Here is a 22,731-nt window from a genome sequence, read left to right on the forward strand (position 1 = left end):
GGGCTACCCCTTCAGGACACGGCTCGCGACGGCATCGAGCCTGGCCACCATCTCGGCCGAACGAACCGCCGGCGAGGTGATGAGCGCATGTTCGAGCGCGCGATCGCAGCCGGACGGGCAGGGCATGGGGCGATCGGCCTTGAGGCGCGGTGCGATCATGGCAACCAGCGCCTTGGCTCTTTCGGCATTCTCAAGGAGCACGCGGACGATGTCGGCGACCTGGACATGGTCATGGTCGGGATGCCAGCAATCGAAGTCGGTGACCATGGCAACGGTCACGTAACAAATCTCCGCCTCGCGGGCGAGCTTGGCCTCGGGCATGTTGGTCATGCCGATCACGTCGCAGCCCCAGCTCCGGTAGAGCTTCGACTCGGCTAGGCTGGAGAATTGGGGGCCTTCCATCGCGAGGTAGGTGCCGCCCTTGCGAATCGGGAAGCCGGCCTTCTGCGCGCAGTCGTAGGCGACTTCGGCCAGGCGGTTGCAAGTCGGCTGCGCCATCGAGACGTGCGCGACCAGGCCCTCGCCGAAGAAGCTCTTCTCGCGCGCGAACGTGCGATCGATGAACTGGTCGACGACCACGAAGTGCCCGGGCGGCAGGTCCTCGCGGAGCGAGCCGCAGGCCGAGAGCGACAGGATGTCGGTGACGCCGACCCGCTTCAGCGCGTCGATATTGGCGCGGTAGTTGATCGAGCTGGGGGAATGGCGGTGGCCGCGGCCATGGCGGGGGACGAAGACGACATCGAGCCCGTCGAGGACGCCGAACAGGAACTCGTCGGACGTCTCGCCGAAGGGGGAGGCGATCCGGCGCCACTCCTGGTTCTTGAGACCGGCCATGTCGTAGACGCCGCTGCCGCCGAGAATTCCCAACACCGTCATATGCTTCTCCTGGTTGGCGGTGGTGTATCATTCCGGACCGGCAAAGGGGAGAGACCCATGGGAAAGCTCGACGGCAAGATCACGATTGTTACCGGCGCGACCAGCGGCATCGGGCGGCGCACCGTCGAGCTGTTCGTCGCGGAGGGTGCGAAGGTCGTCGCCACGGGACGGCGCGAGGAACTCGGGCGCACGCTCGAGGCCGCGCTCGGCAAGGACAACTGCCTCTTCGTGGCGGCCGATGCCACGCACGAAGAGGACGTGAAGCGGATGTTCGACGCCTGCCTTTCCAAGTGGGGCCGGGTCGACTGCCTGTTCAACAATGCCGGTGGGCCGGCTCCGGTTGGCGGCATCGAGACGGTCCCGGTCGAGGGGTTCGATGCGGCCATGGCGACCCTCGTCCGGTCGGTCATGCTGGGCATGAAGCACGCCGCGCCGCTCATGATGGCGCAGGGCTCGGGCAGCATCATAAACAATGGCAGCGTCGCGGGGCGCCGGGCGGGCTATTCGACGTCGCTGATTTACGGTGCGGCAAAGGCGGCGGTGAACCACCTGACGGTCTGCGTTGCCATGCAGCTCGGCGAGAAGAACGTGCGGGTGAACTCGATCTCGCCGGGCGGCATCGCCACCGGCATCTTCGCCAAGGCGCTGGGGCTGGCGCCGGACAAGGCCGACTCCTACGCCGAGGCGATGAAGGCCAGCATGGCCAAGAACCAGCCGATTCCGCGGGCCGGTGTCGTCGACGACATTGCCAAGGCCGCCGTCTTCCTGGCCTCCGACGATTCGACCTTCATCAATGGTCATGACCTCGTGGTCGATGGCGGCCTGGTGGGAGGGCGGTTGTGGACGCCGCACCAGGAAGGCGTGAAGGCGATGCGCCAGGCCTTCGGCGTCGACGAGATCTGAACGTGGCCTCGCTCGCCAACAAGGTCGCGCTGGTGACCGGTGCGTCGCGTGGCATCGGGCGTGCGGTGGCTCTTTCGCTCGCCCATGAGGGCGCCGCCGTCGCCGTGAACTACCGCGAGCGGGCGGCCGACGCGGACGAGGTCGTGGCGACCATCCGGAAAGCCGGCGGCAAAGCGATGGCCGTCGCGGCCGACGTGTCGGACGGCGCGGCCGTCGCCGGCATGATCGCCTCGGTCGAGCGCGAGCTGGGCGCTGTCGACGTGCTGGTGAACAATGCCGGGCTGGCAATCATGGTCGGGATCGAGGATCTCACCGAGGAGCAGTTCGACCGCACGATCGCGGTCAATCTCAAGTCGGCTTTCCTTTGCACGAAGGCCGTTCTGCCCGGCATGCGGGCCCGCAAATGGGGCCGCATCGTCAACATTTCCTCGGGCGCGGCCCGCGGCGCCGGCGGCATCGGCCCGCACTACAACGCCTCCAAGGCCGGCATGGAGGGACTGACTCGCGGCTACGCCGCTCGGGTCGTGAAGGACGGCGTCACCGTCAATGCCGTGGCGCCCTCGCTGATCGAGACCGACATGGTCCGCGGCGGCCTCGCCTCGTCGCCGGACCGCATTCCCCTCGGCCGCTTCGGGACGTCGGCGGAATGTGCCCAGGCCGTCCTGATGGTCATCGGCAATGCCTACATGACCGGCCAGACGGTGGCGCTGAGCGGCGGACTGTCGTTCCTCTGATCTACTTCTTGGGCTCGACATGGCCGCCGAAGGCGTGGCGCATCGCCGACAGGAGCTTGTTGGCCGTCCCCTCGCGGTCGCGGGAGCGGAAGCGGGCATAGAGTGCCGCGGACAGGACGTCGGCAGGGACGGCCTGCTCGATGGCGGCATTGATGGTCCAACGGCCCTCGCCCGAATCCTCGACGAAGCCTGAATACTTCGAGAGGGCGGGGTCCTCTGCCAGGGCCGACGAGGTGAGGTCGAGCAGCCAGGAGCTCACCACGCTGCCGCGCCGCCACACCTCGGCGATGTCGGCGAGGTCGAGGTCGTAGCGCCGCTCCACCGGTATCGCCTCAGAGGAGACCTTGCGCAGGATCTCGAAGCCCTCGGCATAGGCCTGCATCAGCCCGTACTCGATGCCGTTGTGCACCATCTTCACGAAGTGGCCGGCGCCGCTCGGGCCGCAATGGAGATAGCCGCGCTCGACCCTTGGATCGCGTGCCTCGCGGCGTGGCGTCTTCGCAATGGTGCCTTCGCCCGGACTGAGCGCGGCGAAGATCGGGTCGAGCCGCTCCACAGCCTCTTGGTCGCCGCCGATCATGAGGCAGTAGCCGCGCTCCAGGCCCCAGACGCCGCCGCTGGTGCCGCAGTCGAGATAATGGATGCCTTTGTGCTTCATCTCTCGCGCGCGTCGGACGTCGTCCTGGAAGAAGGCGTTGCCGCCATCGATGATCGTGTCGCCGGCTTCCAGCAGCCGCCCGAGTTCGGCCACGGTCTGCTCGGTGATCTCGCCAGCCGGCAGCATGACCCAGACATTGCGGGGCCTGGTCAGCTTGGCGACCAGGTCTGCCAGGTCGCCGGCGCCGGTGATGTTCTGTCCGACCAGGCCCGCGACCGTCTGCGGGTTCTGGTCGAACACCACGCACTCGTGTCCGTGCCGCACCAGGCGGCGCACGAGGTTGGCGCCCATGCGTCCCAGGCCGATCATGCCGAGCTGCATTCTTCTCTCCCGTTCATTTCCAAGTCCGGCCCATATGATAAGCTGGCCGAGAATGAAGACCATCGTCGTCGTGATGGGTGTCTCGGGATCGGGCAAGACCACCGTCGCCAGCCTTCTGGCGGAACGGCTCGGATGCGCATTCGTGGATGGAGACGATCTTCATCCGCGCGAGAACGTCGAGAAGATGAGGAGCGGGCTGCCGTTGAACGACGGCGACCGCCTGCCCTGGCTGGAAGCCATTGCCCGTCGCATCGACGACTGGCGGGAGAGGGGCGAATGCGGCGTCATCACCTGTTCGGCGTTGAAGCGGGTCTATCGGGGCATCATCGTCGGGCAGCGGCCTGACACGAACCTGGTTTATCTCAGGGGCCTGCGGGAGCTGATCCACAGGCGGTTGATGGCGCGCACGGCGCATTTCATGCCGGCCGGCCTGCTGGACAGCCAGTTCGCGACGCTGGAGGAGCCGGCAGAGGACGAACGAGCGATCCTGGTCGATATCGAAGCCTCCCCATCGCTGATCGTGGATGAGATCGTGCGGAGGCTGGCGCTATCGCGCTGACCCGGGCTTGCCGGTCACGCGAGGGACTGCAGCGCGGACAATTCGTGAAAGAGATCAATGATACCGTCGCGATTGGGACCACCGCGATAGCCCAGAGCCACACGCAGGAATGGCCGGCCAGCCTTGGGATCGGGCTCGATCAGCTCACAGCGATCGCCACGAAATCCGAAGGATCCGCCTTTGTCGAGCTTCAGTCTGCGACGGTCGATTTCGACCTCCACGCGGCGAAGCAAGCGCGCATGGTCCGAGGCATCGCCGCGTCGCAGCCGGATGGCGCAGAACGGAGCAACCGCCTCCGGAGAGATCAGCGAGGGATGGCATCGACTATCGAACAGCGCGGAGTCCGGGCCGATCGCGTGGGCGAGCGCGGCGTTGTTGGCGAAGACTCGTTTCGTGTACTGACTGAAATAAGCGGGATCGAGAAACCAGGGCGCCGAAAGAGCAGCCATTTCGTCCAGGGTGAGGCCGCTGCCTGTAAGTGCTCGGATCTCCTTGAGTTTCTCGCCCTCGGCTGCGGCGCTAGAGTCTGATCCCTGACGGACGAAGAGCTGGACGATCCCCACATTGGCCAACTCCAGCCCGGCTTGGTCGAGCTTCAGACCGGACCGGAAGATGGCGGCAAACGATCCTTCCACCTTGGCGAGCCAGCCAGCGACATCGACGACGGGGCCCGTGAGCGTGGTGTCCAGCAGCAAGGCGTGTTTGACGTTTGGCAGGGAGGAGGGGGCGGACAAGTCGAATTGCCCGTCGCAATGAACGGGTTCGCCGACGAGTACGTCGACCTGGGATTCTTTGGGATCGGTGAACTCGAAAACCTGGCGGGGCCACAGGTTGAGCAACGAATCGGTTTCGAAGTAGCGGCCCGCGTGCAGAACCTTGAGAGGCTTCATGGAGAAGCGCTCAGCCTGCAGTTCTGGACGAGCAACGAGGTGCAAGAGACAGGATAGAGCCGCCTGACCACTGCGGCAGAGTACGCGCACCGACTGCCAGCCGTGGGGAACCGGGTAGCACAGCGGCATGCGCTTCTCTAGGAGGTCCATCCCGAGTTCACGTTCGTAGCCGAACGGGACCGTCGCACCATCAGGGAGGTGAGCCACGTCACCTTCGCAAGGGCTCTTCAGCGTCGCGTCGCCGGGCCGATGGGCCTTCGCCAGCCAGCCCCTCCGTAGAGTCAGTAAGGCTTCGTCGAGGTCTGCACCCCGGAAAGACGGCGACGACGATGCGAGCCCGCTGCGTCGAGCGAGCGTGGCCAGGTCGTCACGATCACTCTGGATCTCGGAAGGGGGGCGGGGCATGCGGCGAGTGAACGCCTACCCCGGCGTCGGGTTGCCGTGAGTTCGCTCCGCCCTTGCGCGTTGTTGCAGCGCAACCTCTTGTGAGGTGCGGGGTTTAACCTACCATGAGGGAGAGAACGACTCCGGGGGCCTCTGTCGTGCCTGCCACCGTAAAAGGGCGGGCCGTGAAGGCGTACCATCTAGATTTGCGCGCGATCGAATCCGTCGCATGTTTCGAACGGGTTGCGGAAGCAGCTTCCCGACAGGGCTTCAATCACCTTTGTGCCGGGCCTATTTTCGACCTCGGGGAAGGGGGCGACCCGTTGCTGATTGCGGACCATTCGCGCCCGATCGCTTCGCTTGCGGACGTGGGGACCCCCTCCCAACTGATCAGATCGTTGCGCCAGGCCTGTGAGAACCATGGGCTCGCGCTTTTCGTCGATATCGTGCTCGACCGCGTGGCCTCGGGTGGAGAGTCGGCGCATGCCTTGCGCGGCACTTACGACAGTCGGCCGGGCGCAAATCCCCTCGATCCCAGAGTCGACCGCCGGGTGGCAAGGTCGGTTTTCCTGCGCAGCGATGCGGCAGACCCCGCGGCCGACTGGTGGTCCGGACAGATAGCGGAGCTGGTGACGGCAGGCGCGCAGGGCTTCAGGCTCATCGGCCTGGCCGATCTTCCCGCGCTGGGCTTGAGGCGAATACTGGAGCGTGTGCGAGGCCGAACGGCCTGCGAATTCTGGGGGTGGACTCCGGGCTTTCCCTGGTCCCGTCATCTGGAACTCGCGAGTGCGGGCCTCACGGCTGTCTTCGCATCCACCTCGTGGTGGGACGGACGTGCGTCCTGGTATGTCGAGGAAACCGAATTGCTGCGACGGGTTGCGCCCGTCCTCGGCGTGGCGGGCGATCCGTACGGTGTCCCTTCGAACTCGCCAGAACTGGCAGCCCGCGCCCTGATGGCGGCCGTGGCGACGTCGGACGGGTTCTTCATGCCCCATGGCATGGGCGCCAGTGAAGACGTCGTGGGTCGTGCCGTCGCCCTTTCTGACTCTCTGAGTGGCAGGGGGCGCGTTGCTACCCTGCGGCCGATCACAAGTCCGGCGGGCCCCGTCACGATCCTGTTGCGGGGCGATGCTTCGGATGCGGGGGAGCCGGGCCGCTGCACGCTTGTCGCGTTGAATGCTGACCTGTCGAACGCCCACGCCCTACCTGTGGATCTGGCGATCCTGCCGCCTTCAGCCGGTGCCGGTTTAGGCGTGAGGGAAGAGATAGCAACTGGCCGACTCGAACCTGGAGAAGTGCGCGTGTTTGAGGTGACGGCGAGCAAGCCCGTTCGCAACGGAAAGAAGTCCGGGAAGCGAGAGACGAGCGCCGCGGCCGCAAAGTCCCCCATCGTCATCGACCAGGTAACCCCTTCCGTGAACGGCGGGGAGTTTGCCGCGAAAAGCGTGGTCGGAAGACCGGTCGTGATCGAGGCCGACATTTTCGCCGATGGTCACGACCTGCTGGCCGCCGAGGTGATCTGGTGGTCCGCCGACGAAGACGAGCGTAGGACTGCCAAACTCACTCACGTCGCCAACGATCGCTGGCGCACGACCCTCACTCCCGACCGCGTCGGCCGGCACTATTTTTCCGTGGAAGCCTGGCGCGACGAGTATGGCAGCCTGGCGCACGGACTCGAGGTCAAGCATCGAGCCGGCGTCGACGTATCGGTCGAACTGAAGGAAGCATCGCTTTTCCTCGAGGAGCTGGACCGCGACGAGGCGGTTAGCGCGCTGCTTGCACGCACGAAGTCCGTGGCGGAGCAGGAGTCCGTCGCGTTGCTGACGTCGGCGGAGGCGCGAGCGACCGTGTCCAGGGTGGCGGACCGTGTCTTGCGGACCGACCAAGGCCCGTTTCCCATGGAAATCGAGCGACCTCAGGCCGAATACGCCTCTTGGTACGAACTGTTTCCACGCTCGATCACCGATGACCCTCGCCGGCACGGAACGTTCGATGATGTGATCGCCGCCTTGCCCCGTGTCCGTGCGATGGGTTTCGACGTTCTCTATTTCCCGCCCATCCATCCGATCGGTCAGGCAAATCGCAAGGGGCCCAACAACACACTCACGCCCGGTCCGGACGATGTCGGCAGCCCCTATGCGATCGGCGCACAGGACGGAGGTCACGACGCGATCCATCGGCAACTGGGCACGCCCGAGGATTTTCGCCGGTTGGTTGGTGCCGCGCGCGAGCACGGGCTCGAAATCGCCCTCGACTTCGCGATCCAGTGCTCGCCCGATCATCCGTGGCTGCGCGAGCATCCCGAATGGTTCAAGCGCCGGCCGGACGGGACCATCAAGCACGCCGAGAATCCACCGAAGAAATACGAAGACATCGTCAATGTCGACTTCTACGCGAAGGGCGCCATTCCCTCGCTCTGGCTGGCCCTGCGCGACGTGGTCCTGCATTGGGTGGAGGAGGGTGTCCGCATCTTCCGCGTCGACAATCCGCACACCAAACCCCTGCCATTCTGGCATTGGATGATCGGCGACATTCGCGGCCGTCATCCCGATGTGATGTTCCTCTCCGAGGCCTTCACGCGACCGAAGATGATGTACCGGCTGGCCAAGGTGGGCTTCTCGCAGTCCTACACGTACTTCACCTGGCGCAACGGCAAGCAGGAGATCACCGACTATCTCCTTGAGCTGTCGACAACCGAAGTGGCGAACTATTTCCGGCCGAACTTCTTCGTCAACACGCCGGACATCAATCCGTACTTCCTCCAGAGCGCAGGACGCGCCGGATTTCTCATCCGTGCGGCGCTCGCCGCCACTCTGTCGGGACTGTGGGGAGTCTACTCCGGCTTCGAGCTTTGCGAGGCCGCGGCGCTCCCGGGCCGAGAGGAATATCTCGATTCGGAAAAGTACGAGATCCGACCGCGCGACTTCTCGGCACCGGGCAACATCGTCGCCGAGATCACGATGCTGAACCGCTTGCGCCGGTCCCACCCGGCTCTGCAAAGCCACCTCGGCGTGACGTTCTACAATGCCGGCAACGATCAGATCCTCGTGTACGGCAAGCGCTTGCCGGGCGCGGCAGACATGGTTCTGGTCGCCGTCAGCCTCGATCCGCATCACCCGCAGGAGACCGGCTTCGAGATACCCCTGTGGGAGTGGAAGCTAGCTGACGATGGTGCCCTCGATGTCGAGGATCTGGTGCGCGGGGAGAAGTTCTCCTGGCACGGCAAGAACCAGTACCTGCGCCTCGATCCAACCAATCTCCCCTTTGCCATCTGGCGCTTGTCGCCCCGGAGCGCCCCATGAATGCCCCCGTCGCCGATACGCCCGCCACGCTTCCGGTCGCAACCGATCCGCAATGGTACAAGGACGCGATCATCTATCAGCTTCACGTCAAGTCGTTCTTCGATTCGAACAACGACGGCATCGGAGACTTTCCCGGGCTGATCTCGCGTCTTTCGTACATTGCGGAGCTGGGGATCAACACGATCTGGCTCCTGCCGTTCTATCCATCGCCGCGGCGCGACGACGGGTACGACATCGCCGAGTACACGGCGGTGCATCCCGAATACGGGACGCTCGACGACGTCAAGCGTCTGATCGAGGAAGCGCACAAGCTCGGCATGCGGGTCATCACCGAACTCGTGATCAATCACACGTCCGATCAGCATGCCTGGTTCCAGAAGGCTCGCTTGGCGCCGCCCGGCTCTCCCGAGCGGGACTTCTACGTGTGGTCGGATAGCGACCAGAAGTACGAAGGCACGCGCGTCATCTTCATCGATTCCCTGCGGTCCAACTGGACGTGGGACCCCGAGGCGAAGGCCTATTTCTGGCATCGTTTCTATTCGCATCAGCCCGACCTGAACTTCGACAATCCCGCCGTTCTCGAAGCCGTGCTCGGCGTGATGCACTTCTGGCTCGACATGGGTATCGACGGGCTCCGCCTCGATGCCGTGCCCTATCTCGTGGAGCGTGAGGGAACCAACAACGAGAACCTGCCCGAGACCCACGAGGTGCTGAAGCGTATCCGCGCCGAGATCGACAGGGCCTATCCCGGCCGGATGCTGCTGGCCGAGGCCAATCAGTGGCCTGAGGACACGAAGGAATATTTCGGCCAGGGCGACGAATGCCACATGGCATTCCACTTCCCTCTGATGCCCCGCATGTACATGGCGCTGGCCCGCGAGGACCGCTTCCCCATCACCGACATCATGCGGCAGACGCCGCAGATCCCGGACAACTGCCAGTGGGCGATCTTCCTGCGCAATCACGACGAGCTGACGCTCGAGATGGTGACGGATTCGGAGCGAGATTATCTCTGGGAGACCTATGCGACCGACCGGCGGGCGCGTCTCAATCTGGGCATTCGCCGCCGCCTTGCGCCGCTGTTGGAGCGTGACCGTCGGCGCATCGAGCTGATGAACTGCCTGCTCCTGTCGATGCCCGGCGCGCCCGTGATCTACTACGGCGACGAGATCGGCATGGGTGACAACATCCGGCTCGGCGATCGGGACGGCGTGCGCACGCCGATGCAATGGTCGCCGGATCGCAATGGTGGATTTTCGCGGGCAGATCCGGCGGCGCTGGCGCTTCCGACCATCATGGACGCGCTCTACGGCTACGAGACCGTGAACGTCGAGGCGCAGACGCGCGACGTTCATTCGCTGCTTCACTGGACCCGCAAGATGATCGCGGTGCGGCGCACGCATGCCGCCTTTGGACGCGGGACACTGCGATTTCTCTATCCAAAAAACCGGAAGGTACTGGCTTATCTGCGCGAGCTCGACGGCGAGGTGATCCTCTGTGTCGCCAACGTGTCGCGCACACCGCAAGCCGTGGAACTGGATCTCTCCGAGTTCGCCGGCAGGGTGCCGGTCGAGCTCAACGGCGGCTCTCTGTTCCCGCCGGTTGGGCAGCTCACCTATTTGCTGACCCTGCCGCCCTACGGCTTCTATTGGTTCATCCTGGCCAGCGAGACGGAGGCACCCTCATGGCATACGCCTGCGCCCGAACCGTTGCCTGATTACGTGACCGTGGTCCTTCGGGGGCCGCTCGGCGATGGGGTGAAAGAGTCGGCTGCACTCCTCGAGCGCGAGGCGCTGCCGCCTTATCTGGCCAAGCGTCGCTGGTTCGGGGCGAAGGACAAGGCGCTCCAATCGTCGCGCTTCGCCTACCTGGCTCGCGTCGCCGGTTCGGGCCGGGAGCTGCTTCTCAGCGAAGTCGAGGTCGAGGCTGGTGGGGAGAAGAGCCGGTGGCTTTTGCCCCTGTCGATGAGTTGGGAGGACGAGCAGGCGGCGGCGCTTCCATCGCAACTCGCGCTGGCTCGGGTGCGGCGGGGACGCCGTATTGGGCTTCTTACCGATGCCTTCGCCCTGCCGGAGTTTGCGCGCGAGATGCTGGCCGCGCTGGCATCGGGCGCGAGGATCGACGGGCCCGAAGGCCAGATCGTATTCGAGCCGATGCCAGACGGAGTCGACGTGCTTCGGCGGCCGGCCGACGCTCAGGTGATGTGGCTGACCGCCGAACAGTCCAACAGCTCCCTGGTCGTCGACGATGCGGTGATATTCAAGATCTTCCGCCGTATCCAGGCGGGCGAGCATCCGGAAGCGGAGATGAGCCGCTACCTCACCAACCATGGCTTCACCAATTCTCCAGCACTTCTGGGCGAGGTGGCGCGCATAGCGCCAGACGGCCAGCGGTATGCGCTCGGGATCGCGCAGGCCTTCGTGCGGAACCAGGGTGATGCCTGGACCTGGACGCTCAGCCAGTTCAATCGGGCGCTCGACAATCTGGCCAGCCGCGAGGCGACGGCGGAGTCGCGCGACGACGATATCGAGGACTACCACGCCTTCGCGGGTACGATCGGTCGGCAGCTGGGCGCCATGCACCAGATTCTCGCGCGGCCTACGGATAACCAAGCCTTCTCGCCACGCATGGCGGGCCCCGCAGACGTCGAGGAGTGGGCGGAGCGCGGACTCGGCTTGTTCGGGCGAGCGCTCGACGCAATCGCCGGCATTGAAAACTGGGAGACCGAGGCTGCCGCAGCCGACGCACGGCGCCTTCTCGACCGACGCGACGCACTCATGTCACTCCTGCAGCAACTCGTGCAGAATGGTTTGGGTTCGAGCGTCTCGCGCATCCATGGCGACTTCCATCTGGGCCAGGTGCTGATCGCCAGCGGCGATGCCTACATCATCGATTTCGAGGGAGAGCCTGCCAGACCGCTGGAGGAACGTCGCCGCAAGGCGAGCCCGATGCGGGATGTGGCGGGGCTGATGCGCTCATTCGACTATGCGGCTGCGGCTACGCTCGATGCAAAAAACGTGGTGGCAAACCGCATTCCGCCGGCGCGTCGTCTCACGCTTGTCACGCGACTGAGACGAGGGGCCCAGCGTGCCTTCCTCACCGCCTACCGGGAGGCAGCCGCGGGGCTGCCGGGCATGGACCGCAGCGAACTGCTCGACTTCTTCCTCGCCGAGAAGGCCGCCTACGAGGTCTGCTATGAGGCGGCGAACCGCCCAGCCTGGCTCCCAATTCCTCTGTCCGGCCTGTCCCGACTGGCTGCCCGTCTCCTGAGGGAAACGCCACCACAGGAGAATGCATGAACGACGATATGCAGGCCGGGTGGCTCGATCGAGCCTCGGCGGAGGCGTTGATCGACTGCCGTCCTGTGGACGCGTTTGCAGTCCTGGGGCCTCACCCGTCCCGGCATGGGCGCGTGATCAGGGCGCTTCTGCCCGGCGCACTCGGCGTGGAAGTGATCGGGCGTGGCGACAAGCGATCCTGGGGCGAGTTGAAGCCGGGCGTCGTGGCCGGCCTTTTCGAGGGAGTGGTCGCGCACGACGGCGCTTACCTGCTTCGTATCCGCTGGCCCGACGCCCCTCAGGAAACGGAAGATCCCTACGCATTCGGGCCGGCCCTGGGCGACCTCGACCTTCACCTCTTCAACGAGGGCAGGCATTTCGAGCTCGCCGAGGCGCTCGGCGCCAACGTTGTCGAACTCGAGGGCGTAGAAGGGGTGCGTTTTGCGGTCTGGGCTCCCAACGCCGAGCGCGTCGCCTTGATCGGCGACTTCAATTCATGGGACCGGCGCCGCCATCCGATGCGGGTACGCGCTTCTGCCGGAGTGTGGGAGATCTTCATTCCGCGACTGGGTGCCGGTACGCGCTATAAATTCGACATCGTTGGCCCGCACGGCCAACGCGTGCCCGATAAAGCGGATCCGGTGGCTCAACAGGCAGAGCTGGCGCCGGGCACAGCGTCCATCGTGGCCGCCCCGGCCAATGGGCTTCGTTGGACCGATCAGGAATGGATGGCAGGTCGAGCGAAGCGGCAATCGGCTGAGTCTCCGATTTCCATCTATGAGGTCCATGCCGGATCCTGGATGCGCCAGAAGGCCGGTGCGGAAGCGCCGGAGCGCCCGCTCTGGGACTTCCTGGCGGAGCGGCTGATTCCCTATGCCAAGGAGATGGGTTTCACCCATCTGGAGATGCTCCCCGTGACAGAGCATCCGTTCGGCGGGTCGTGGGGCTACCAACCGCTGGGCCTGTTCGCGCCCGCCGCGATCTACGGTCCGCCGGAGTCGTTTGCACGCTTCGTCGATGCCGCGCATCGCGCCGGCATCGGCGTCCTGCTCGATTGGGTGCCGGCACATTTCCCGACCGATCCGCATGGGTTGGCGCGTTTCGATGGCACGGCCCTATACGAGCATCTCGATCCGCGCGAGGGCTATCATCACGACTGGAACACCTACATTTACAACTTCGGGCGTCGGGAGGTTCAGGGCTTCCTGATTGCCAGCGCCTTGCATTGGCTGGAGCGCTTCCACGTCGACGGGCTGCGCGTCGACGCCGTGGCGTCCATGCTCTATCGCGACTACAGCCGCCCGGCTGACGCCTGGATTCCCAATGTCTACGGCGGACGCGAGAACCTGGAGGCGATCGGCTTCCTGCGTCATCTCAATGCGGTCGTCGCCGAAAGGGCGCCCGGCGCAATCGTGATCGCGGAGGAATCGACGGCCTGGCCCGGCGTGACGGCCCCGCTTCCCGAGGGTCTCGGCTTCTCCTTCAAATGGAACATGGGGTGGATGCACGACACCCTGCAGTATGTCGAGCACGAGCCCGTCTATCGTGCCTATCATCACGACCAGATGACGTTCGGGCTCGTTTACGCCTTCTCCGAACGTTTCGTGTTGCCGATTTCCCACGATGAGGTCGTACACGGGAAGGGATCTTTGCTGGGCAAGATGCCCGGTGACCGCTGGCAGCGTTTCGCGAACCTGCGCGCCTACTTCGGCTTCATGTGGGCTCATCCGGGCAAGAAGCTCTTGTTCATGGGCTGCGAGATCGCGCAGGAGCGCGAATGGAACCATGACGGCGAGATCGATTGGCATCTGCTCGATGATGGCGCGCATGCCGGTATCCAGCGCCTCGTTCGGGATCTCAATCATCTCTATATGGCGGAGGCGTCGCTGCACGAATCCGATGCCGATCCCTCAGGCTTTTCGTGGATCGTGGGCGACGACCGGGCCAACTCGGTCTATGCCTTTTTCCGAACCTCGTCTTCCGCGGCGCCGCTTCTTGTCGTGTGCAACATGACGCCGGTACCTCGGCACGGCTATCGCATCGGCGTGCCCAAACCGGGGCGCTGGCGCGAAGTCGCCAATACGGACTCCCGGTTCTACGGCGGTGGCGACGTCGGCAACGACGGTGGCGTGTTGGCGGTCGACCTGCCGTCGCACGGGCATTTCCAGTCCGTCCAACTCACCCTGCCACCGCTCTCGACCGTGATCCTGCGCAGCGAGGATTAAGTGCCGCCCTCGTCCTGGCCCGACAGGCTCCTGCCGGGTTCACCCTATCCACTCGGCGCCACCTGGGACGGACTCGGTACCAACTTTGCCGTTTTCTCGGCGCATGCGACCCGTATCGAACTGTGCGTGTTCGATCCCTCGGGTCGCCGGGAGATCGCGCGCTTCGACATGCCCGAGTGCACTGACGAAGTCTGGCACGGCTATCTCCCAAACGCCCGGGCGGGCCTTGCCTATGGCTATCGCGCGCACGGACCCTACGAACCGCAAGCCGGGCACCGCTTCAATCCGCACAAGCTGCTGCTCGACCCCTATGCGCGTCGGCTGACGGGCGAAATGCGCAATGCCGATGCCCTGTACGGCTACCGGGTAAACTCGCCGCGCGCCGACCTGTCCTTCGATCGGCGCGACAGTGCGCCGGGCGTGATGAAAGCCGTCGTGGCCGATGAAAGCTTCAACTGGGCCGACGACAGGCCGCCGGCGATTCCCTGGTCGGACACGGTGATCTACGAGACCCATGTGCGGGGCGTCAGCCTGATGCGGCACGACCTGCGGCCACATGAGCGGGGCACCTTCGCAGCCCTGGGCGACCCTGTGTTCATCGATCATCTGCGGCGTCTCGGCGTGACCACGGTGGAGTTGCTGCCGGTCCACGCTTTTGTGCAGGACCGATCGCTACTGGAGAGGGGATTGCGCAACTACTGGGGCTACAACAGCCTCGGCTTCTTTGCGCCCGAGCCGCGCTATCTCTCCGACGGCACGCTCGACGAACTTCGCATCGCCGTGCGGCGGCTGCACGCGGCCGGCCTCGAGCTCATCCTCGATGTGGTCTACAATCACACGGCAGAGGGCAGTGAGCTGGGGCCGACCCTGTCGTTTCGCGGCCTCGACAATGCCAGCTACTACCGGCTGCTTGCCGACAATCCGCGCCACTGCATAAACGACACCGGCACGGGCAACACGCTCAACCTGTCGACGCCCCGCGTGCTCCAGATGGTCATGGACTCGCTGCGTTACTGGGTGACGGCCTTTCACGTCGACGGCTTCCGCTTCGATCTCGGGGTGACGCTGGGGCGGGAGGCGCACGGCTTCGATCCCTGTTCGGGCTTCTTCGATGCGATCCGTCAGGATCCCGTGTTGCAGAAGGTGAAGCTGATCTCCGAACCCTGGGACATCGGTCCGGGAGGATATCAGCTGGGCAACCATCCACCGGGATTTGCCGAGTGGAACGATCGGTTCCGCGATGGTGTCAGACGATACTGGCGCGGCGATCCGGGCCAGCGAGCCGATTTCGCGGCCCGGCTCGCGGGCTCGAGCGACCTGTTCGACCGTCGCCATCGCCGTCCCTGGGCCTCGATCAACTATGTGGCCTCCCACGATGGCTTCACACTCCTCGACGCGGTGAGCTACGAGGAACGCCACAACGAGGCCAACGGCGAGGACAACAAGGACGGCCACGGCGAGAATTGCACCTCGAACTGGGGCGTGGAGGGACCGAGCGACGATCCCGCCATACTCGACACGCGGCACAGGCTGCAGCGTGCCATGCTCGCCACTCTCTTCCTAGCACAGGGGACGCCGATGCTGCTGGGCGGCGATGAATTCGGCCGAACCCAGGATGGCAACAACAATGCCTATTGCCAGGATAACGAAACGTCGTGGTTCGACTGGTCGCTACTCGAAAAGCCCGATGGCCGGAGGCAGGCGGCGTTCGTCTCCCGCATCGTGGCGCTCCGACGCAGGCATGCGGTCCTGCGTGCACCCCGCTTCCTGCACGGGCTCGAACATCCGGCGGAAGGTGTCGCCGATATCGCCTGGTTCGATGCTTCCGGTGAGGTCGTGTCGACGGACTCCTGGAACAATGCGGAGGACCGCTGCCTCGTGCTGAGACGCGCGAGTTTTGAGGATGGCTCGGTCACGGTGCTGACGGCGTTCTTCAATGCCGGCTCTACGGAACACAAGTTCGTTCTGCCGCAACCGCGCTGGCCCACGCGCATTGTGCTCGACAGCGCTGTGCCCGAAGCCCCGGAGCACGATTTGCAGGAGGATGAGCTGATGGTCGGACCTCGCAGTGTGGTGCTTGCGCTGGCCACCAAGGCACAAGGATGAAGACGAAATTCGCACACGATCTGCCCTTTGGCGCGTCGTTGCTCCCCTCGGGCGCGACGCGCTTCCGATTCTGGGCGCCCGCGCAGAAGCAGGTGAGCCTGGAGATCGACGGGGCAGCGCCGATGCCAATGAAGGCGACCGACGACGGATGGTTCGAGAGGGAGGTCGCGTGCAGCGCGGGCACGTCCTATCGGTACCGACTCGACAGCGGTGTCTCCGTGCCGGACCCGGCTTCGCGCGCCCAGGCGGACGATGTGCATGGACCCAGTCTGGTCGTCGACCCTCGCCGCCATGACTGGCGGCATACGGAGTGGCGCGGGCGCCCCTGGCACGAGACGGTCCTTTACGAACTGCATGTCGGCGCATTCGGGGGCTTCGCGGGCGTTCAGGCCGCACTGCCGGTGCTGGCCGATCTCGGCGTCACGGCCGTCGAGCTGATGCCGATCAACGATTTCCCGGGGCGGCGTAACTGGGGCTATGACGGCGTACTGCCCTTCGCGCCCGATCGCAGCTATGGCACACCGGATGAACTGAAGGCGCTGGTCGATGCGGCGCACGGTCTGGGACTGATGATGTTCCTGGACGTCGTCTACAATCACTTCGGCCCGGACGGGAATTATCTCTCTGCCTATGCCCCGGCATTCTTCCGGGAGGACATCGCGACTCCTTGGGGGGCGGCGATCGATTTTCGGCGTCCCGAAGTTCGCCGCTATTTCACCGAGAACGCCGTGTACTGGGTGAACGAATACAGGTTCGACGGCCTGCGCTTCGATGCGGTGCATGCGATCTCCGAGGCGGACTGGCTGGACGAGATGGCAGCCGAGGTTCGCCGCTCGGTGGAGCCTGGGCGGCACGTTCATCTCGTCCTCGAGCATGACGGCAACGTGGCCGATCATCTGCGCCGGGACTTCGATGCGCAATGGAACGACGATGCGCACCATGTCCTGCACACGATGCTGACAGGCGAGCGTGACGGGTACTACGCGGACTATGCCGACGCGCCGGCGCGGCGCCTGGCGCGGGCGCTCTCGGAGGGCTTCATCTATCAGGGGGATCCCTCGGCCTATCGGAACGGGGAGGGGCGCGGAACACCGAGCAACGACCTGCCGCCGACGTCGTTCGTGCTGTTCCTTCAGAATCACGACCAGATCGGCAACCGTCCCTTCGGCGACCGGTTGACGAGCCACGTCGACCCCGAACGCCTCGAAGCCGCGATCGCCGTGCAGCTGCTCGCCCCGCATGTGCCGATGATTTTCATGGGGGAAGAGGAGGCCTCGAGATCGCCCTTCCTTTACTTTACGGACCATAAGGGCGATCTCGCGGATGCCGTCCGGGAAGGACGCCGGCGGGAGTTCGCCGGCTTCAAGGCCTTCGCGCCGGGAGAGGGTACGTCGAGCATTCCCGATCCCAACGAACCCTCGACTTTCGAACGCAGTCGTCTCGTGGCGGACGCCGAACAGGGCACGGCGCGGCGGCACCTGTATCGCAGGCTACTCGGGATTCGTCGTGAATCGCTGACCGGGAGGCTTCAGGGCGCAAGATCGCTGGGTGCATCCGCCGTCGAACCGGCGACAGTGGTTGCCAGATGGCAGCTGGGCGATGGCGGGACGTTTACACTCGTCTGCAATCTCGGCAGCGACCCCGCCATCATCGAGAGCGTCGAGGGCGATCTCCTCTACGAATCGCGTGCCGGAGCCGGGGCCGCGGCGCGCAGCGGTCGGATCGCTGGTGCCACCACGGTGGCACTCCTGGGGGCCGCATCGTGAGCGATGACGACATTCGCGCGCTCGCCCGCGCGGCCGGCCTCGCCGAAACGTGGACGGATGCGCTTGGCATCCCCCAACAGGTTTCGACTGAGTCCCTTCGTCGAATTCTCGACGCCCTGGGCTTCAGCACGGCATCGTCTGCGGAACTCGAAGAGAGTCAACGGCGCCTGGGGCCTCCCAGTACCTTGCCGTCCCTTGTGACGCTAAGGGCGGGCAGTCGTCTCGTACTCCCCGCGCGCGCCGGCGGTGCCGCTCGCGGCCAGCTCACCTACGAAGACGGCACCCTCGCGGCTCTGAGGTTCTCGACGCGAGGGGACAAGCTGGTCGGCCCGACTCTGGATCGCGTCGGCTATCACCAGTTGGAGTTCGGTGATCGCCGGATCACGGTCGCGGTCGCGCCGGCGCGGTGCGTGACCATCGAGGATCGTGCCGAGGGGAAACATCTGTGGGGCGTTGCAGCGCAGATCTACAGTCTGCGCCGCCCGGGAGATGGCGGCATCGGCGACGCCACGGCGGTGCGCCAGCTTGCGGCGGGAGCGGCTCGCCATGGCGCCGATGCCATCGCGCTCAGCCCCGTGCACAGCCTCTTCACCGCCGATTCTGGTCGGTATGGTCCGTATTCGCCATCGAGCCGGCTCTTCTTCAACCCGCTGTTCGCCGATCCCGAAATCGTCTTCGGACCGGAGCGGGTGGCCCAGCATCGCCTCGATGGGGCGGCCTTCGAGCAGGCGGCGCTGGTCGACTGGCAACCGGCGGCGGAGGCAAAACTTGCCCTGCTGCGGCGCCTGTTCGCCGACTTCGAGGCCCGAGACCTGCCGACCGAGACGACAGTCGCGCGGGATTTCGAGGCGTTCGTACGAGAGGGCGGAGAGCTGCTGCGAGGACATGCACTGTTCGAAGCGTTGCATGGCAAGTGGCTGGGCAGCCAGCCTCCGCTCGGTTTCTGGCGTGACTGGCCACCGGCTTTTCGACAGGGCCTGACGCAGCCTGGCGATCCTGACATGGCCGAGTTTCTTTCGGCTGCGGAACCCACGGTTCGTTTCCACCAGTTCCTGCAATGGCTGGCGGCCCGATCGTTCGAAGAGGCCCAGCGGTCGGCCGTCGCGGCCGGGATGAAGATCGGCCTGATCAGCGATCTTGCGATCGGCATGGACCGCGCCGGCAGCCATGCTTGGGCCCGCCAGAGCGACCTGCTCCTGGGATTGAACATCGGGGCCCCGCCGGACGAGTTCAATCGCGCCGGACAGGACTGGGGCCTGTCGGGTTTCTCTCCGCAGGCGTTGGTCGCGACGGGCTTCGAGCCTTTTCTCGCTACGGTGCGCGCAGCCATGAGATACGCGGGCGGCGTCCGCATCGATCACATCATGGGTCTGCAGCGTCTCTGGCTGGTGCCGGAAGGCGCATCGCCCGCCGAGGGCGCCTATCTCGAGTATCCGCTCGACGATTTCCTGCGTCTGCTCGCCCTCGAATCACACCGGCACGGTGCCGTGGTTATCGGCGAGGATCTCGGCACCGTGCCGCGCGGCTTTCGCCGCCGTCTCACCGAGGTCGGGATCGCGGGTATGGACGTAATGTGGTTCGAGCGTAATCGCGGCAGTTTCCGAACCCCCTCACGCTGGCGACGGGACGCCGTGTCGATGACGACGACCCACGACCTTCCTACTGTCGCCGGCTGGTGGCGCGGAAACGATATCGAAGTCAGAGGCGCACTCGGCCTGTCGGCCGAGGGCGAGGCCGACGCGCGGCAGATCGACCGCCGGCGCCTGTGGCGGGCGTTCGCCGCGACGGGAGTGGCGGAAGGGCCGGCGCCTGAGCCGGAAGATCCGGGGCCGGTCGTCGACGCGGCACTGGGCTTCGTCGCCAGTTCGCCGGCGCCGCTCATGTTGGCGCCGATGGAGGATCTTCTCGGTTTGAGCGAACAGCCCAATCTGCCGGGCACAATCGATGAGCATCCCAACTGGCGCCGCCGCCTGGTACCTCGGGCCGCGGAGCTGTTTGATGATCCGGTGGTTGCCCGGCGCGCCGCCGCCATCGTGGCCCGGCGGCCATGATCCCGCGTGCCACCCTGCGGCTGCAGTTCCACCGCGGCTTCACCTTCGCGGATGCCGCCGCCCACGCCGAATGGTTTGCCCGGCTGGGCGTCAGCCATGTCTATGCCTCGCCGATCGCTGTTGCGCGGCCGGGCTCCATGCACGGCTACGACGTCGTCGACCCGACCTTGGTCAATCCGGAGCTTGGCGGGGAGGAGGGGCTGCTTGCGCTTGCCAAGGCGCTGCGGTCCGTCGACGTCGGTCTGATCCTCGACATCGTGCCGAACCACATGGCGGCCGATACCCGCAACGGATGGTGGTGCGACGTGCTGCGTCAGGGCCGGGCAAGCCCTCATGCCGCCTGGTTCGACATCGACTGGGAGCCGACGGAGGCTGGCGCGGCGAAGATCCTGCTGCCCGTCCTGGGGCGCCCTCTCGCCGAAGCGATCGAGGCCGGCGAGCTCTCTGTCGCACCCGACAGCGAAGGCCGCGCCGAACTCCGCTACTTCGATAACGCGTTCCCGCTGTCCGACGGCAGCGCCGAGGGTCGCGGCAGCCTGGCCAACCTTCTGGCCCGGCAACACTACCGTCTGGAGTCCTGGCGCGTGGCCGGCGACCGGATCAACTGGCGCCGCTTCTTCGATATCAACGAACTCGTCTGCCTGCGTATGGAACGGCCGGAGGCCTTCGAGGCCGTCCATGCGCTGCCACTTCGTCTTTACGCCGAGGGCGTGATCGACGGGCTCCGGATCGATCATGTGGACGGGCTTACCGATCCGGCGGGCTATTGCCGGCAGTTGCGCGAGCGACTCGACGGGTTGGCGAAGCAGCATGGACGGCCGCGCGCCTGGCTGGTCGTCGAGAAAATCCTGCTGAAGGGCGAGACGTTGCCCAAGGGCTGGGGCTGCGATGGCACGACGGGCTACGACTTCATGGACGAGGTGAGTGCGCTCCAGCACGACCCGGCCGGCGAAGCCATCCTCGCGAAGGCCTGGTCCGGCCTCAGTGGCCGGCCGGAGAGCTTTGCGGACGAGGAGCTGATGGCGCGGCGCGAGATCGTGGCCCGCAGCTTCTCCGCGCAGCTCGAGGCCTGCGCCGTAGCCTGGCAGGCCATCGTGGGAGAGCTGATCCCGCGGCCGACGCTGCGGCGGCTGCTGGCGGAATTCCTCGCCCACATACCCGTCTATCGGACGTACGGAGCCGACGATGTTCTCTCCGACGGCGACGCGGAGATCCTCCGCGAGGTGGGCGGGAAGGTCGCGCGGAGCTGTCTCGCGACCGATCGCTGGGCGATCGAACCACTGCTGGCGGCAATGCTCGATCCCAAATCGGCTCCGGCCGCCTGGCCACGTGCCATGGCCCGGCTCCAACAGCTGAGTGCTCCCGTCGCCGCCAAGTCGGTCGAAGATACCGGCTTCTATCGCTACGGACGGCTTCTGTCGCGCAACGATGTCGGTTTCGACATCGAGACCTTTTCGCTGGACGTCGATGCCTTCCACGCGCGCATGCAGCGCCGGCGCGCGGACTATCCGCACACGATGCTGGCGACGGCCACGCACGATCACAAGCGTGGAGAGGATCTCCGGGCGCGCCTTGCGGTGGTGAGCGAGTTCGCGTCCGATTGGACCGCACTTCTCGCGCGCTGGATCGATCCGACGTCATCTCGGCCGACGCCGGGCGACCGGGCGATGCTGTTGCAGATGATCGTCGGCGCCTGGCCGCTCGATCTCGATCGGGACGATGCTGCCGGCCGGCGCGTGTTTGCCGAACGTCTCTGCGCTTGGCAGGAGAAGGCCCTGCGCGAGGCCAAGCTCGAGAGCGACTGGGCCGCGGCCAACGAGGAGTATGAAGAGGGCGCACGCGCCTTCACGATGCGCCTCGTCGCCGATGACGCCATGCCCGATTTTCTCGACGATCTGCTCGCCTTCGGGCGCCGCATCGCGCCGGCTGGGGCGGTGAACGGTCTCGCGCAGTGTCTCCTCAAGCTTACCGTACCCGGTGTGCCGGACTTTTATCAGGGCACCGATCTCTGGGACTTCAGCCTGGTCGATCCCGACAATCGCCGACCGGTCGATTTTGCTGCGCGCGCGAAGATGAAGATGGAGGGGGCGTCATTGCCCGATCTGGCCCTGCATTGGCGCGATGGCGCCATCAAACAGGCCTTGATCGAGCGCACCCTGGCACTCCGCAAGCGCGCTCCGCGTCTTTTTGCGGAGGGGACCTATCGACCAGTCGAGGTCGAGGGGGCATTGCGTGGCTCGGTCGTCGCGTTTGTCCGAGAGGCCGGCGACGACTGGATGCTCGTCGCCGTTCCCCGGCTCATGGCGCCGATGATGGCGGAACAGGAGAAGCTGGGCTTTCGGGCAGGTGCGTGGTCCGATACCGCGCTGAGACTCGATGGAAATCTTAAGAAGAAGGCGCATGATGTCCTTCGCAGGCGCAGCATTGAACTCACTACGCGGACCAGTCTCGACCTGCTCTGGGACGAGTTTCCCATCGCGTTGATGTCTTCAATTTCGCCAGGATGAGCCTCTGTTGATAACGCGTCTGGTGAGGACGCCGCGGGACGTGTAAGGGCGATGACACTCGCGGCGGCGTGGAATGCAGACACGCAGCTCAACGCACGGGAGCCGGGGAGGGCCCACCTTGAGCGGGGGCACGCCCAAAGCGGATATCCGACAGCAGCGACCATGACCTCA

The 22,731-nt window shown here is 65.5% G+C and carries 13 protein-coding genes; 10 read left to right on the forward strand and 3 right to left on the reverse strand.

Annotated elements, in window-relative coordinates:
* Positions 1–3: 3 nt before the first annotated feature.
* A complete protein-coding gene (locus ACO07I_RS26715; protein ID WP_422012859.1) occupies positions 4–876 on the reverse strand; it encodes an S-methyl-5'-thioadenosine phosphorylase in 873 nt (290 codons plus the stop codon).
* A 57-nt stretch (positions 877–933) separates the two neighbouring features.
* On the opposite strand from ACO07I_RS26715, the gene ACO07I_RS26720 reads away from it, so the two are divergent.
* Together ACO07I_RS26720 and ACO07I_RS26725 are read left to right on the forward strand one after the other, a co-directional pair.
* On the forward strand, positions 934–1,779 hold the full coding sequence (locus tag ACO07I_RS26720) for an SDR family NAD(P)-dependent oxidoreductase (protein ID WP_422012861.1): 846 nt from the start codon (positions 934–936) through the stop codon (positions 1,777–1,779).
* A 2-nt stretch (positions 1,780–1,781) separates the two neighbouring features.
* The gene (locus ACO07I_RS26725) at positions 1,782–2,513 is read left to right on the forward strand and encodes an SDR family NAD(P)-dependent oxidoreductase (protein ID WP_422012863.1); all 732 of its coding nucleotides are present in this window, start codon (positions 1,782–1,784) and stop codon (positions 2,511–2,513) included.
* Position 2,514: 1 nt separating this feature from the next.
* Here the strand turns inward: ACO07I_RS26725 and gnd are convergent, their stop codons facing one another.
* Complete coding sequence (gene gnd, locus ACO07I_RS26730) at positions 2,515–3,492, reverse strand: phosphogluconate dehydrogenase (NAD(+)-dependent, decarboxylating) (RefSeq protein WP_422012865.1); 978 nt, start codon at positions 3,490–3,492, stop codon at positions 2,515–2,517.
* A gap of 52 nt (positions 3,493–3,544) precedes the next feature.
* Here gnd and ACO07I_RS26735 point away from each other — a divergent pair, with 52 nt between their 5' ends.
* A complete protein-coding gene (locus ACO07I_RS26735) occupies positions 3,545–4,051 on the forward strand; it encodes a gluconokinase (RefSeq protein ID WP_422012867.1) in 507 nt (168 codons plus the stop codon).
* A 14-nt stretch (positions 4,052–4,065) separates the two neighbouring features.
* Here the strand turns inward: ACO07I_RS26735 and ACO07I_RS26740 are convergent, their stop codons facing one another.
* Positions 4,066–5,346 carry a hypothetical protein gene (locus tag ACO07I_RS26740; RefSeq protein ID WP_422012869.1) on the reverse strand — a complete coding sequence of 427 codons (1,281 nt, stop codon included), beginning with the start codon at positions 5,344–5,346 and terminating at the stop codon, positions 4,066–4,068.
* A gap of 137 nt (positions 5,347–5,483) precedes the next feature.
* Here ACO07I_RS26740 and ACO07I_RS26745 point away from each other — a divergent pair, with 137 nt between their 5' ends.
* Genes ACO07I_RS26745 through treY form a run of 7 tightly spaced genes read left to right on the forward strand, consistent with a single transcriptional unit; the run spans position 5,484 to position 22,560 of the window.
* Entirely contained in the window at positions 5,484–8,627 is a 3,144-nt protein-coding gene (locus tag ACO07I_RS26745) for an alpha-1,4-glucan--maltose-1-phosphate maltosyltransferase (protein ID WP_422012871.1), read from the forward strand.
* Positions 8,624–11,926, forward strand: a complete 3,303-nt coding sequence (gene treS / locus ACO07I_RS26750; RefSeq protein ID WP_422012873.1) for a maltose alpha-D-glucosyltransferase — start codon at positions 8,624–8,626, stop codon at positions 11,924–11,926. The genes ACO07I_RS26745 and treS overlap by 4 nt, the downstream gene beginning before the upstream one ends.
* Entirely contained in the window at positions 11,923–14,130 is a 2,208-nt protein-coding gene (gene glgB / locus ACO07I_RS26755) for a 1,4-alpha-glucan branching protein GlgB (protein WP_422012875.1), read from the forward strand. The genes treS and glgB overlap by 4 nt, the downstream gene beginning before the upstream one ends.
* On the forward strand, positions 14,131–16,236 hold the full coding sequence (gene glgX, locus ACO07I_RS26760; protein WP_422012877.1) for a glycogen debranching protein GlgX: 2,106 nt from the start codon (positions 14,131–14,133) through the stop codon (positions 16,234–16,236).
* Complete coding sequence (gene treZ / locus ACO07I_RS26765; RefSeq protein WP_422012879.1) at positions 16,233–18,002, forward strand: malto-oligosyltrehalose trehalohydrolase; 1,770 nt, start codon at positions 16,233–16,235, stop codon at positions 18,000–18,002. The genes glgX and treZ overlap by 4 nt, the downstream gene beginning before the upstream one ends.
* A complete protein-coding gene (malQ, locus tag ACO07I_RS26770) occupies positions 17,999–20,053 on the forward strand; it encodes a 4-alpha-glucanotransferase (protein WP_422012881.1) in 2,055 nt (684 codons plus the stop codon). Before treZ ends, malQ begins: the two co-directional genes overlap by 4 nt.
* Positions 20,050–22,560: a malto-oligosyltrehalose synthase gene (treY, locus tag ACO07I_RS26775; RefSeq protein WP_422012883.1), complete on the forward strand. Its 2,511-nt coding sequence runs from the start codon at positions 20,050–20,052 to the stop codon at positions 22,558–22,560. Before malQ ends, treY begins: the two co-directional genes overlap by 4 nt.
* The last annotated feature ends 171 nt before the right edge of the window (positions 22,561–22,731 follow it).

It is taken from the genome of Reyranella sp., from assembly GCF_965227665.1.
Classification (GTDB): domain Bacteria; phylum Pseudomonadota; class Alphaproteobacteria; order Reyranellales; family Reyranellaceae; genus Reyranella.